Source organism: Arthrobacter sp. FW306-07-I, from assembly GCF_021800405.1.
Lineage (GTDB): Bacteria > Actinomycetota > Actinomycetes > Actinomycetales > Micrococcaceae > Arthrobacter.
Genome location: NZ_CP084550.1, coordinates 3,296,721 through 3,308,290 on the forward strand (window position 1 = coordinate 3,296,721; position 11,570 = coordinate 3,308,290).

16 protein-coding genes are annotated in these 11,570 nt (G+C 65.2%); 7 read left to right on the top strand and 9 right to left on the bottom strand.

What is annotated here, in order from left to right; genetic code table 11:
- The first annotated feature begins 37 nt into the window (after window positions 1-37).
- Window positions 38-406, top strand: coding sequence for a cupin domain-containing protein (locus tag LFT46_RS15260; RefSeq protein WP_236799240.1), 369 nt, complete (start codon window positions 38-40; stop codon window positions 404-406).
- Here LFT46_RS15260 and LFT46_RS15265 read toward each other — a convergent pair.
- Window positions 393-1,061, bottom strand: a complete 669-nt coding sequence (locus LFT46_RS15265; protein ID WP_236799241.1) for a TetR/AcrR family transcriptional regulator — start codon at window positions 1,059-1,061, stop codon at window positions 393-395. The two genes, LFT46_RS15260 and LFT46_RS15265, sit on opposite strands and share 14 nt — an antisense overlap.
- Before the next feature lie 116 nt (window positions 1,062-1,177).
- Here LFT46_RS15265 and LFT46_RS15270 point away from each other — a divergent pair, with 116 nt between their 5' ends.
- Entirely contained in the window at window positions 1,178-2,308 is a 1,131-nt protein-coding gene (locus LFT46_RS15270; RefSeq protein WP_236799242.1) for a flavin-containing monooxygenase, read from the top strand.
- On the opposite strand, the gene LFT46_RS15275 is transcribed toward LFT46_RS15270, so the two are convergent.
- Together LFT46_RS15275 and LFT46_RS15280 are read right to left on the bottom strand one after the other, a co-directional pair.
- Window positions 2,277-2,978, bottom strand: coding sequence for an esterase/lipase family protein (locus tag LFT46_RS15275; protein WP_236820255.1), 702 nt, complete (start codon window positions 2,976-2,978; stop codon window positions 2,277-2,279). The two genes, LFT46_RS15270 and LFT46_RS15275, sit on opposite strands and share 32 nt — an antisense overlap.
- Before the next feature lie 56 nt (window positions 2,979-3,034).
- The gene (locus LFT46_RS15280; RefSeq protein WP_236799244.1) at window positions 3,035-4,255 is read right to left on the bottom strand and encodes an MFS transporter; all 1,221 of its coding nucleotides are present in this window, start codon (window positions 4,253-4,255) and stop codon (window positions 3,035-3,037) included.
- A gap of 161 nt (window positions 4,256-4,416) precedes the next feature.
- Between LFT46_RS15280 and LFT46_RS15285 the strand changes: the two genes are divergently transcribed.
- Entirely contained in the window at window positions 4,417-5,118 is a 702-nt protein-coding gene (locus tag LFT46_RS15285; protein WP_236820256.1) for a GAF and ANTAR domain-containing protein, read from the top strand.
- A 25-nt stretch (window positions 5,119-5,143) separates the two neighbouring features.
- Here the strand turns inward: LFT46_RS15285 and LFT46_RS15290 are convergent, their stop codons facing one another.
- Window positions 5,144-5,575: a hypothetical protein gene (locus tag LFT46_RS15290; protein WP_236820257.1), complete on the bottom strand. Its 432-nt coding sequence runs from the start codon at window positions 5,573-5,575 to the stop codon at window positions 5,144-5,146.
- 169 nt (window positions 5,576-5,744) lie between these two features.
- Here LFT46_RS15290 and LFT46_RS15295 point away from each other — a divergent pair, with 169 nt between their 5' ends.
- Entirely contained in the window at window positions 5,745-6,146 is a 402-nt protein-coding gene (locus LFT46_RS15295; protein ID WP_236820258.1) for a hypothetical protein, read from the top strand.
- 7 nt (window positions 6,147-6,153) lie between these two features.
- Here the strand turns inward: LFT46_RS15295 and LFT46_RS15300 are convergent, their stop codons facing one another.
- On the bottom strand, window positions 6,154-6,768 hold the full coding sequence (locus tag LFT46_RS15300) for a PAS and ANTAR domain-containing protein (RefSeq protein WP_236799248.1): 615 nt from the start codon (window positions 6,766-6,768) through the stop codon (window positions 6,154-6,156).
- A 196-nt stretch (window positions 6,769-6,964) separates the two neighbouring features.
- Between LFT46_RS15300 and LFT46_RS15305 the strand changes: the two genes are divergently transcribed.
- Window positions 6,965-7,306 (top strand): hypothetical protein, encoded by a 342-nt coding sequence (locus LFT46_RS15305; protein WP_236799249.1) that lies wholly within the window; start codon window positions 6,965-6,967, stop codon window positions 7,304-7,306.
- Window positions 7,307-7,396: 90 nt separating this feature from the next.
- Here the strand turns inward: LFT46_RS15305 and trxB are convergent, their stop codons facing one another.
- Together trxB and LFT46_RS15315 are read right to left on the bottom strand one after the other, a co-directional pair.
- On the bottom strand, window positions 7,397-8,374 hold the full coding sequence (trxB, locus tag LFT46_RS15310; protein ID WP_236799250.1) for a thioredoxin-disulfide reductase: 978 nt from the start codon (window positions 8,372-8,374) through the stop codon (window positions 7,397-7,399).
- A gap of 22 nt (window positions 8,375-8,396) precedes the next feature.
- Entirely contained in the window at window positions 8,397-8,831 is a 435-nt protein-coding gene (locus tag LFT46_RS15315; protein ID WP_236799251.1) for an arsenate reductase ArsC, read from the bottom strand.
- 156 nt (window positions 8,832-8,987) lie between these two features.
- Here LFT46_RS15315 and LFT46_RS15320 point away from each other — a divergent pair, with 156 nt between their 5' ends.
- On the top strand, window positions 8,988-9,311 hold the full coding sequence (locus tag LFT46_RS15320) for a hypothetical protein (RefSeq protein ID WP_236799252.1): 324 nt from the start codon (window positions 8,988-8,990) through the stop codon (window positions 9,309-9,311).
- Window positions 9,312-9,472: 161 nt separating this feature from the next.
- On the opposite strand, the gene LFT46_RS15325 is transcribed toward LFT46_RS15320, so the two are convergent.
- Together LFT46_RS15325 and LFT46_RS15330 are read right to left on the bottom strand one after the other, a co-directional pair.
- Window positions 9,473-9,973 (bottom strand): hypothetical protein, encoded by a 501-nt coding sequence (locus tag LFT46_RS15325; protein WP_236820259.1) that lies wholly within the window; start codon window positions 9,971-9,973, stop codon window positions 9,473-9,475.
- 62 nt (window positions 9,974-10,035) lie between these two features.
- A complete protein-coding gene (locus LFT46_RS15330) occupies window positions 10,036-10,554 on the bottom strand; it encodes a MarR family winged helix-turn-helix transcriptional regulator (RefSeq protein WP_236799254.1) in 519 nt (172 codons plus the stop codon).
- Window positions 10,555-10,782: 228 nt separating this feature from the next.
- Between LFT46_RS15330 and LFT46_RS15335 the strand changes: the two genes are divergently transcribed.
- A complete protein-coding gene (locus LFT46_RS15335) occupies window positions 10,783-11,535 on the top strand; it encodes an ANTAR domain-containing protein (RefSeq protein ID WP_236799255.1) in 753 nt (250 codons plus the stop codon).
- The last annotated feature ends 35 nt before the right edge of the window (window positions 11,536-11,570 follow it).

The window sequence follows — 11,570 nt, forward strand, 5'->3', positions numbered from 1 at the left end:
ATGGTACGGACGTCCCATAAAAAATGAGGGGTTTCCCATGGCCGATCCCATTGCAGTGAATCCACAGCACTACCGGCTGGTCTTCGAGAACGACCGGGTCCGCGTCCTTGAGTACAGTGACGGCCCCGGCGACAGCACCGGCACCCATTCCCACCCGGACAGCGTGATGGTCACACTCACTTCGTTCGCCCGCCGGCTCCGGTCGGGAGGCCGCGAAGTGGATGTGGAACTCGGGGCAGGGCAGGCCCGCTGGCTCGACGCGCAGGAACATTCGGGGACGAATACCGGCTCTTCCCCCACGCACTGCCTCTTCATTGAGCTGAAGGAACCGCGTCCGCAATCCCCCGGCGACCAGGAGCGTTCGCCGGCCACCCACACCGGCCGCCTTGGCCCTAGCGCTTCTTAGCCTGGTCCACGGTCAGCAGCAGCCGGCACCACGCATCAGTAAGCCAGCCCGCAAACTGCTCCGGGGTCCACCCGCGCTGGTCCACCAGCAACACCCAGTACTCGGGCCCGTTCATGCTCCAGACGGCGTCGGCCAGCTCTGCGGCCGGCCGGTCGGTCCGCAGCTCCCCGGTAGCGGCAAGGTCCTCAACAAACTTCAGCATGTTCGCCGCGCGCCGGTCGGAGATCTCCCGCCAGAGCGCAGCGCAATCGGCGTCGGTCCCCGCGGCATCCCGCAGGGCCACATACACCGGCGCGAGCCGGGGCTGGATGGCGGCCAGGGCGTGGGCGTAGATCGAGATCTTGTCGGCGGCGCGCTCCGCTTCCCTCAGGCGAATGACATAGTCGCGGCTCTCGGCGGGAACCGCATGGCCGGTCCCGGAGATGGCAGTTTCCACTACTTCCCGCAGCAGGTCAGGCTTGCGCCCGATGGCGGCGTAGACAGTGTCGACGGCGACACCCGCCCTCCGCGCAATGCCCGCCACAGTGGTGGAACGGTACCCCTCCCCCACAAACAATTCACGAGCGGCGGCCAGTACGGCATCCCGCGTTGCGGCCGCCTGTTGCTTCCGCCGGGGCGAGTGGTAGCGGCGCGCAGGGGCATTGACTTCACTCATCGCCGGGCCTAGCCTTAATTGATCCGAGTATGCTTCGGATGAATTCTAGCAGGAAGCCCCAGGCCGCCAAGAGCCCATCGCAAAGAAGCGGCAAAGGGGTGGAAGGGCAGGCCATCATGTCAGAGCACTTCGACACCGTCGTCGTCGGCGGCGGCCAGGCCGGATTGGCCATGGGCTACCACCTGTCCCGCCTCAAGCGTCACTTCGTCATCCTCGACGAGAACCCCAGGACCGGTGACAGCTGGCGTGCCCGCTGGGAGTCGCTCCGGCTCTTCACCCCCGCCCGGTACGACGCCCTTCCCGGCAGCCGCTACCCAGCCCCGCCCTGGTCCTACCCGTCGCGGGAAGAGTTCGCCGACTACCTCAGCGGCTACGCGGACCGCTTCGCACTGCCGGTCCGGAACAACTTCCGGGTCACCGGCGTGAGCCACACCGGACAGTGCTTCGTCATCGAAACGGACAACCAACGCATCGAAGCCGACAACGTAGTGGTCGCCCCGGGCTGGGACCGGAAGCCCAAGGTGCCGGCTTTCGCACAGCAGCTCAGCCCGCACATCAAACAGCTCACGGCGGGCAGCTACAAGAGCCCAGCGGACCTCGCGCCAGGCCCGGTCCTGGTGGTCGGCGCGGGCAACTCCGGCGCGGACATCGCCCTGGAGCTGGCCCCGACCCGCAGGACATACATCTCCGGCAGGCACCCCGGCGAAATCCCCTGGCCCATCGACGCCCTGGCCACCCGCCCCCTCACCCTCGCCGTCTTCTTCGCGTTCTCGCACGTCCTGAACCTCAACACGCCTGCCGGCCGGAAGGCCCGCCCGCAGATCCTGGCACACAGCGGACCCCTGGTCAGGGTGAAGAACCGCGACCTGGTGCGTGCCGGCGTCGAACGCGTTCCCAGGACGGAAGGAACCAGGGATGGGTTTCCCATACTCGCGGATGGCCGGGCACTCGAGGTGGCCAGCATCATCTGGTGCACCGGTTTCACGCCGGACCTGGGGTGGATCCACCTGCCGGTGTTCGGCCCGGACGGCGAACCGGAACATGACCGCGGGGTGGCCAAAGCGCAGTCGGGACTCTACTTCCTGGGCGCCATCTTCCAGCAGTCGCTGGCGTCCTCCATGGTCCACGGGGTAGGCCGGGACGCGGCCTTCATCGCCCGGCATATCGCCGCACGCACGCCACAAGCACCGGCAGCACGCCCCCGGCAAAAGGACGTCAGGCCGGAAGGTTCAGCTGCTCCACAATGATGCGGGCGGTTCCGGGGTCGCCCAGGATCTTGAAGTGCCCGGCCACCGGCAGTTCGATGTTGGTGGCGCCGGGCAGGACGCTTCCCTCCGGAATGTGCGGGTCAAAGGGTCCGTAAATGGATGTAATCCGGCTGTTGATGGTGAGCTCGCGGGACAGCTGGAGCGTCAGGGCGTTCCGGGGCGAGAAGATCCGCAGGCTTGGCAGCAGCATGTACCGGGCGTAACGCGAGCCGGAAAACGGTGCGCACACGGAGATCATCCGGTCGATCCGGTGTTCGGGATCCAGGGACAGCATGGTGTATTTGCCAATCAGCCCACCCTTGCTGTGCGCCACCAGGATTGCGCCGCGCAGCCCCGCCTCCTCCAGGTGCTGGGCCACGAGCTTGGCGGCCTCCGGCACCTTCAGCTTGTTGCGCTGGAGTACGGTGACCACGTGGACGGGATGCCCGGCGTCGTGGATGGCCTGGATGACCGGCATCATGAACTGCCAGTTTTCGTACACGCCGGGGATGATCACCACGGGCGCGCGGGTCCCGTTCCGGAAGGACGCCGGCTGCACGCGCGACAGGAAGCCGCGCACCTGCCAGCCCGCGGCGTACACATAGTCCTGCGCCCACCACACGGCCTTCTGCAGTGGACTGATGCGGGCAGCGGCGCCGGGATGACTCATGTGTCGAGAATAACCTCGACGGCCGCGCTACCCACCAAACCGGCCCGCAAACACGGTCAGTAGTTGCGGCGGTGCTTCAGGCGGGGAATTACGACGGCGAACACGGCTGCCGCCGCGAACCCCAGGATTCCGGTGGCTGAGATCCCCGGGCCCAGGGAGGCGAGCGCGGTCACCCCCGACAGGAGGACGGGACCGCCGGTGGACCCGGCGTCGGCCATGAACCGCCAGAGGCCCAGGAACTGCCCCCGGCCGCGGTCCGGCGAGAAGTCGGCGCCGAGCGTCATCACCAGCCCGGAGCTGATGCCGTTGCCGAAACCGATCAACAGCGCCGCCAGCAGCAGCCCAACAAAGGATCCGGTGAGCGGGATCAGGAGCAGCGCCGTCCCCATGAGCAGCGTGGACGGGATTGCCACCCACTGCCGGCCCTTGCGGTCCATCAGTTTCCCGGCGGGATAGAACACCAGCATGTCGATCGCGCCGGACAACCCATAGATAAGGGAGGCCGAGGTGGCGTCCATTCCCAGGTGGTCGGACCAGAGCGGAATCACCACCTGGCGGGAGGACCGCAGTGCGCTGAGCAGCAGGATGCCAACGCCCAGTGAAAGGAACACGCCCGCGTGTGAGACCGCGACGCTGCGGAGGGTGGGCTGGGGGCCGGCATCCCCGCCCGGCCGGACCTCCGGCGTCGTCAGGTCCGGAATGGTGAGCGACAGCAGCGCGGCGGCCGCCATGGCCACCACGCCCACCCAGTAGGCGCCTGCAAGGCCGAAGAACTGCATCACGGCGGCCCCCGCAAACGGACCGATGAACACGCCGATCCGGTTCACACCGCCCAGGGTGGACAGCGCCCGGGCACGGAACGCCACGGGCACGGCCTCGGTGAGGTACTTCTGCCGGGCCAGGCCAAACACCGCCCCGGACATTCCGACGACGGCCATCGCCACCGCGAGCAGCCACAGTCCGTTCGAGGCAAGGGTGGAGGAGACGGCGGCTGCTGCCAGCGCCAGGCCGGCAGCGACGGCGGCGCCCACGATGGACCAGCGCTCACCGAAGCGGAGGGTCACCAGGGACGCGGGCAGGTTGAAGAACCAGGACCCCAGGCCGATCAGGGTGACGATCAGGGCCGCCACTGCCACCGACGCTCCCAGTTCGCGGGCGGACAACGCCACCACCGGCAGGATGGCACCTTGCCCGATCCCGAAAAGCAGTGTGGGGCCGAAAGCGGCAACCGCAATGCTGCGCAGGCTGAAAGGCTCAGGATCATCAGGGGAAGTCATCAGATTTATCCTATGGCCGCCCATTGTGGTCCCCCTGCATTGGAAAGGGGGCCTGGTACAGGGGTTCCTCGCCCGCCCTTCCTCCTAGAATCTCCGTACGCAGCACATTGGGGTGATGCCACATGGCGGGAAAGCACGAAACTCCGCGTGAGGAAGGGATCGTGGAGCGTCTACAGGACCTTGTCCTGAAGACTCCGGACATGGCGGAGCTGCTCCACGAACTCGTGACCCTCTCTGCCGCGGCGCTTTCCGTCCACACCAGGCTGCTCTGCGGCGTCACTATGGTGCGGAAGAAGAAATCGGCAACGGTGGCCACCAGCCATTCGCGGGTCAAAGCCATGGATGAGCTGCAGTATGCCTATGGCGACGGGCCTTGCCTGACCGCCCTCCGGGACCTGGTCACCGTCTACATCCCCACATTGCATGAGGAGAGCCGCTGGCCCCATTACTGTGCCACGGCCTGGGACGAAGGCATCCGCTCCATCCTCTCCGTTCCGCTGCCGCTGGAAGGGGAGGCAAGTGCGGCACTCAATCTGTACGCCGCCCAAACGCACGCGTTCAGCGATGAAGCAATTCACAAGGCGGAAGTGCATGCGGGCCAGGCCTCCAAGGCGCTGCGCCTGGCCGTGCGCCTGGCACAGCTGACGGAGGACCGCGACAACCTGGCAGCAGCACTGGAGTCGAGGACCATCATCGACCTGGCAACGGGAATCATCATGGCCCAGAACAACTGCAACCAGGACACCGCCATCAAGGTCCTGCGGAGCGCCTCCAACACCCGCAACCGCAAGCTTCGGGACGTGGCAGCCTTGCTGGTGGCCTCGGTGGGCAAGGATCCCAACGTCATTACGCACTTCGACTGAGGCTTAGGTGCAACAGGGGCAAGGTTCACCGGACGCGCGGCTCGAACCCGGCCAGGGCCCGGAAGAAATTCACCAGCTCAACAATGGCGCCAATGATCGAACCCACGATCCCGAGCACCAGGAACACCCGCACCACTACGGGCCAGCCGGACCAGCTGGTGCCGAAATCGAAGGGGAAGACCTGCCACATTCGCAGCATGGCCGCCACCCCTATGCCCATGACCACAATGTTTCCCAGCGAAAGGAGGGCCCGCGAATGGATCACCGCGCAGACCAGGTTCACAATGATGCCGGCGATGAGGGATGCGTTGATGAGCTCAAGGACGCGGGTCATGTCCGCGGTGAGGAACGGAACTATCTGCCAGCCCGGCCAGACGTTGATCCCCCACAGCAACAGGGCGTTGATCACGGCGGAGCCAACGTTGCCGCTCCGGCTGGTGGTAGTCCTGGCCGCCATGCCAACAGCGTCCCGCATGGACAGCCGCGGCAAAAAGTGCCGAAGGTCCCCCGACGCAGGAAGCGCCCGGGGACACCGCCTGCAGGGGACGGCAGGCCGTTCGGCACTGTTCCAGCGGTCCCGGCAGCACGGAGCCTATTTGGAAACGGAGCCTTTTTGAAGGAGGTGGTTGGCAGTGTTCACTCTTCGCACCCTTGGCGGGATCGCCCTCCTGATGGCTGGGAGCAGCTGGCTGTGGCTGACGCCCACGTTCGCCAGCAAAGGGGTCAACACCTCCGGCGTCTGGTGGGCCATCACCATGGTGCTGTCGCTGCTGACCGTGCTGGGATTCCTGGTGGCCACGTGGGGACTGTTCGCCCGGTGGAGCTGGTGGGAGTACGCAGCCCTGGCCTCTGCGGCGCTGGGGCTGGTCACCCTGGTGCCGTTCTGGGAGGCGGCAACGGGCGGAGGCGAGACGGTGGGGACCACCGCATGGAACGTCTTCGTGCACGTCCTGATGGTGGCCGGCGTCGCGGTGTTGCTGCTGGTACCGCCCCTGGAACGCTGGGTCAACCAGCAGGTGATGGGCTAGCTGGAGGTCAGTAACCGGCCAGGAGCTCAGCGGCCTTGCCGTTCGCTGCCGCGTTCACCAGTTCTTCGGCCACGATGTGCAGCTTGGTGTTGGCGTGCTGGCTCCTGCTGGCCAGGAGTTGGAATGCGGCAGGGCCGTCCACTCCCTGCAGTGCCATGACAATGCCCTTCGCCTGTTCAATCAGGGCCTTATGCCCGAGGGCTCCCTCGATGGCTTCCTCGGCGGCGTGCTGGGACTCGATACGCAGGCTTTGGGTCACGTCCACCATGAAGCCGCGGACGTAGTCCACCTGTCCGGATGGTTCCACGACAGCTTGGATGGCAGAAAAAACGCGCCGTTCCCTGCCCCGGACGTCAATGACCCGGTGCAGCAGCGCCCCTTGGCCGCCGCCTTCCAGGAGGTCCGCCCAGATCTCCTGGATGCGCTCCCGATCCAATTGGTGCTTGTGGGCCATGAACAGTTCGAAGGTGGGCACCACCTCACCCTGCTTGAGTCCGTGTATGCCGTACATGCCCTCGGACCACACCATTTTCCCGGAGGGGACATGCAGTTCGAACGTCCCTGAGGGGCAATGGGCAGAGGGCTGCAGCGGATAAAGATACGTATCAAGCTTTGACCACATACATTCCTCCCAAAGTCAGGTGCACCCCCGGCGGGCTAACGGCACCCACCCTAACCGACCAGTATGAAAAGGACACGTCATATTCCGCCCAGCAGATGCCGGAAAAGTACAGGGGTCACAAAGATGCGGGGACGGAGTACTGTTCGCCCTAGGGGGCGCTGGCGGTCTGCGCCCACAGCCAAGGGGAGGTCATTTCATGGGTGAAGTGTGGATCCGCACGCTGGGCAACGGGCTGGTCCGGGCCGATCGAGTCACCGAGATTACATCCACCCGCGGGTCCCGGCAGGAGGACCGCGGGTATTCACTGAAGGTCATTGTGGACGGCAAGAGCCACGTGCTGATTGACGACGGCGGGTTGCAGGGCTCCCTGCCCGAGCGGCTGGAATATGCCAGGCACATGGAGGACGCCCTGCTGCTGGCAATCGACGAGGCGCGGGGAAGCGACGTGTCCATGGTGGTCTCCTACGAACCGGAACGCGAGCGCTGGTCGGCCGCTCCCGTATCAGTATTAACGGGAAAGCTCCCCGAAGTCGTCTAACAGGCAAAGCCCCAACTGGGTCGCAGTTGTTGTCGTTTTCGGGGCTGATAACGACATTAACTGCGACTCAGTTGGGGCCTGGGACGGACATCAGCTGTGGGTCGGTTCCTCGACGAGCGCAGTGGCGATGCTGGCAGCGTCCTCCAGCGCGGCGAGGAAGCGCTCGGCGTCCAGGGCTGCGGCGCAGCCGGTTCCGGCGGCGGTGATTGCCTGGCGGTACCGGTGGTCCACGGCGTCGCCGCAGGCAAAGACACCGGGCAGGTTGGTGCACGTGGTGGGCGCGTCAACCTTGATGTAGCCTTCCTCGTCCAGGTCCACCTGGCCGGCCACGAGGTCGGTGCGCGGCAAATGGCCGATGGCCACGAAGATGCCGGTGGCGTCCTGGTGCCGGGTTTCCCCTGTGCGGGTGTCCGTAAGGGTGACGCCGGTGACTTTGCCGTCGCCGTGGATGGCCGTGACGGCGGAGTTCCAGGCGAAGCGGATCTTGGGGTTGTCCTTGGCACGCTGGGCCATGATGCGGGAGGCCCGGAGCTCGCCCTTGCGCACGACGACGGTGACGGACTTTCCGAAGCGGGTCAGGAAGGTTGCTTCCTCCATGGCGGAGTCGCCGCCGCCCACCACGATGATGTCCTGTTCGCGGAAGAAGAAGCCGTCGCAGGTGGCGCACCAGGAAACGCCGTGGCCGCTGAACTTTTTCTCCTCCGGCAGGCCGAGTTCCTTGTAGGCGGAGCCGGTGGCCAGGATGACAGCCGTTGCCTCGTAAGTCTCCCCGCCGCCGGTGACCACGCGCTTGACGGGACCTTTGAGGTCAACGGACGTGGCGTCGTCGTACTCAATACGCGCGCCGAACTTTTCCGCCTGCTGCTGCAGCCCGTCCATCAGCTCCGGGCCCTGGACGCCGCCCGGGAAGCCCGGGAAGTTTTCCACTTCGGTGGTGTTCATCAGCGCGCCACCGGCGGTGACGGACCCGGCCAGGACCAGGGGGTTCAGGCCGGCGCGGGCGGCGTAAATGGCGGCGGTGTAGCCGGAGGGGCCGGAGCCGATGATGATCAGCTGTTCTTTGCTCATTGGTTGTCCTTCGGTGGCGGTACTACTGGGCGTCCGCGTGCTGCGCGGGCAGGAGTTCGGTGATCAGTTTTTCAATGCGTGCCTTGATCTCATCACGGATCGGACGAACCGAGTCAACGCCCTTGCCGGCCGGATCCTCCAGTTCCCAGTCCTCGTAACGCTTGCCCGGAAAAACCGGGCACTCGTCACCGCATCCCATAGTGATCACCACGTCCGATTCTTTCACTGCCTCGGTGGTAAGCATCTTCGGGACCTCCGCGGAGAGGTCAATACCTACCTCCGCCATGGCCTCCACGGCGGAGGGGTTCACCTTCTCCGCGGGCTGGGATCCGGCGGAACGCACCTCCACGGTTCCCCGGGACAGGGAGGTCAGGAAAGCGGCCGCCATCTGGGACCGGCCTGCGTTGTGGACGCAAACAAAGAGGACGGAAGGCTTGCCGGCGGGATCGGCGCTCATGGGTGCTCCTCAAACTGATAGAAAACTACTTGCGGTGTAACAAACGTCACTGTGTTGCGCTCATCACATTCGTTGCCTAACCTAGTGGAGGCTTAAGCAAACAGGCCATGCAAGAAGCTGCAGCGTCGCAGCCAATGCCGGGGAAGGCTTTACAACTTGAACTCTAAGCTGAACATTGTGGTCCGGGTGGATCTGGACCACAGCAAGGCCCAGGTGATTGCAAAGGGGCATATCACCATCCACAGCGTCAACGCCCTCTATGTAGTGGCAAAGCGTGCCAACTCCCTCAGGGGAGGCCTGGACCTGGAGCTGGACGTTTCCAGCGCCCTGGTTGATGAGGAGGCGCTGGACATGCTCCATACCGCCTCCGAAACACGGCACCTGCCCGCAAAGATCGATCCGGACCAGGCACCCTGCACCATCAGCGTGCTGGCCGAGCGCCGAGATCCGCGTCCCAGGGCAGTCCGCCTGGCTGCATAAAACCTTCCGGCCGCTCGCCGCGCCCACTTTTCGGGCCAGAGCCGGCCGGCCACCACTTTGCTTTACCGCTCCCAACGACCCGAAGTGCAGCCGCATCTGAACAGACGGATGGCTGCACTTCGGGGCCCGGGGAGCCTATTACAGGCCCCGCCTGCCAGGCGTTAGAACAGCTGAACGCTGCGGGCCAGGATCTCCTGTAGTTCCTCGACGGCGAGGCCGGCAGCTTTGCCAAGAGCTTCGGGGGCCGCGCCCAACCGGGAAGCGGCCCGCACGGCATTCTCGAAGCGTTCCTGCGCTGCGTCCATTTCCCACTGGAGGCTTTCCAGCATGGCGGATTCCAGCCGCACGGCCTCCATGGAATCAGCGGTGATGCCAACGTCCATCTTGAAGCCGCAGGCGCAGGCCCACTCCCTGGAGTCAAGTTCCGTCGAAGCCCAGCTCAGCGACGGCACAGGCACTGGAATCGAACTCATTGCGGTGCCGCAGTGGAAGGGGGCGGCAGGGTCAGCCAGGGCACGATCCGAGGCATTCACGGCAACGGAAGAACCACGCAATCCCGACGGGTGGTCCAGGGCAATGGGCACGGCCTTCTGCACACATTCGACGCGACGGCCCGTAAAGGTCGATTGTCCCGGTGCCTGAGGTTCAAGTACTGCAGTCATTCGATCCGCCATCCGATTGATAAACAAGTATGTAGCTAGTCTAACTAGGATTCTCTACTTGTCTAGCGTACGGAAACGCCGGGTTTGGCATTGACGGCGTCCACCGCTTCACGCATCCGTTCCAGGAAGTGCATCACGGCTTTGATCTCCTCGGGAGACAGGGATTCGGCAGCCTCCAGCATGCGCTTGTGCATCTGGTTCAGGTTGTGCCGGACCTCTTCGTCAGCACCGGGAGTGGGCCTCAGAATCACAGCGCGCCGGTCCGTGGGATGGGGTTCCCGAAACACATACCCACCCGCAACCAGCCGATCGACCAGGCTTGTCATTGAAGCGGAGGTGATGGCCAGGCGGGCGGCAAGTTCTGTGGGCCGGATGCCGATTCCGGCCGATTCCGCGTCTATGAGGTACCGCAGGGCCAGGAGGTCCGTCTCCCCCATTGCCACGGAGGAACGGGTGCGCCTTCTCATGGCGCTTTCGGATGTCCGGAACTCCCGGAGGGCGTTGATGACGTCGACTGCGCGGGGCTCGGCACCCGCCGAGGATGGGTACCGTGAGCCTTCGCTTGCACCATGCGGGTTCATGCGAATTCCTTCGATATCCTACTTGCTTGGCTGTCTAACAAACCCATCGTAGCCCACTCGCCGTCCCTCCACCTCCATAACGATGCAAAGCATGTTCAGGTACCTCGCGCAGCCCGACGGGAAAAGTAGAGTACTGGCTACTCGTGCCCGGGCATCGGCAGCCCAATAGGTTTCTATGCAACCCGCCGCGCCTGTAGCTGGTGGGCGTAAAGGAATGGGGGTGCGTCAGTGGCAGTTGGCCCGGCAAACAACAAGGCGCTTGAGCGGCAGGGGTTCCTGCTGGACCTCGTAACGGGGGCCGACGGCGAGGCAGGGTCCCTGCAGATACTCGCCGACGCTGCAGCCCACTGGGTCAGTACCACGGCAGGTGCGGCGATGGAATGTGCCGTGGTCTTGCACCGCCAGCGGTCCTGCCTTGCCACGGCCGGAAGCACATCCGGCGCGGCTGGCCTGGCAGCGTCCGAGGACGAGCACGGAGACGGCCCCACAGCACTCGGTTCCGTACTGGCTGCTCCAACAGTCATCAATCAGGCCGGCGGGCGCTGGCAGGCCTACCGGAGGCGGTTGGTGGACAACGGCTTCGGCGCAGCCCTTGCCGTCCCCCTGGATCTAAAGCCCGGCTTGGCCGGCGCACTGGTCTTCCTGGCCCCGGCCAATGTCGGATTCACCGCCAAGGTTGTCAATGACGCCGCCTGGTTCGTCGAGGTGGCATCGCACAGCCTGAAGCTGGCACTGGACGTCCACGGCGTCATCCGTGCCGGCGACAACCTTAAGCAGGTACTGGAGAGCAGGACCAGCATCGACGTTGCCTGCGGAGTGCTCATGGCGCAGAACCGCTGCTCCTATGCTGAAGCCTTCAGCAAGTTGGCCGGCACCTCCAGGAACCGCAACCTCAAAGTGCGCAGCGTCGCGGACAGCATCCTCCGGGCGATGCCCAGCGGCCCGCCGGGAACCCGCTTCGAGCCTCCGGCAATCGCCTAATCCCGCCGCGCAACTCCCCGCGGCCAATGGCGGGA

What these genes read in the sequence shown, in the direction of transcription:
- LFT46_RS15260 (WP_236799240.1), top strand. Translation starts at nt 38, where the DNA reads ATGGCCGATCCCATTGCAGTGAATCCACAGCACTACCGGCTGGTCTTC.
- LFT46_RS15265 (WP_236799241.1), bottom strand. Translation starts at nt 1,061, where the DNA reads ATGAGTGAAGTCAATGCCCCTGCGCGCCGCTACCACTCGCCCCGGCGG.
- LFT46_RS15270 (WP_236799242.1), top strand. Translation starts at nt 1,178, where the DNA reads ATGTCAGAGCACTTCGACACCGTCGTCGTCGGCGGCGGCCAGGCCGGA.
- LFT46_RS15275 (WP_236820255.1), bottom strand. Translation starts at nt 2,978, where the DNA reads ATGAGTCATCCCGGCGCCGCTGCCCGCATCAGTCCACTGCAGAAGGCC.
- LFT46_RS15280 (WP_236799244.1), bottom strand. Translation starts at nt 4,255, where the DNA reads ATGACTTCCCCTGATGATCCTGAGCCTTTCAGCCTGCGCAGCATTGCG.
- LFT46_RS15290 (WP_236820257.1), bottom strand. Translation starts at nt 5,575, where the DNA reads ATGGCGGCCAGGACTACCACCAGCCGGAGCGGCAACGTTGGCTCCGCC.
- LFT46_RS15300 (WP_236799248.1), bottom strand. Translation starts at nt 6,768, where the DNA reads ATGTGGTCAAAGCTTGATACGTATCTTTATCCGCTGCAGCCCTCTGCC.
- LFT46_RS15305 (WP_236799249.1), top strand. Translation starts at nt 6,965, where the DNA reads ATGGGTGAAGTGTGGATCCGCACGCTGGGCAACGGGCTGGTCCGGGCC.
- trxB (WP_236799250.1), bottom strand. Translation starts at nt 8,374, where the DNA reads ATGAGCAAAGAACAGCTGATCATCATCGGCTCCGGCCCCTCCGGCTAC.
- LFT46_RS15315 (WP_236799251.1), bottom strand. Translation starts at nt 8,831, where the DNA reads ATGAGCGCCGATCCCGCCGGCAAGCCTTCCGTCCTCTTTGTTTGCGTC.
- LFT46_RS15325 (WP_236820259.1), bottom strand. Translation starts at nt 9,973, where the DNA reads ATGACTGCAGTACTTGAACCTCAGGCACCGGGACAATCGACCTTTACG.
- LFT46_RS15330 (WP_236799254.1), bottom strand. Translation starts at nt 10,554, where the DNA reads ATGAACCCGCATGGTGCAAGCGAAGGCTCACGGTACCCATCCTCGGCG.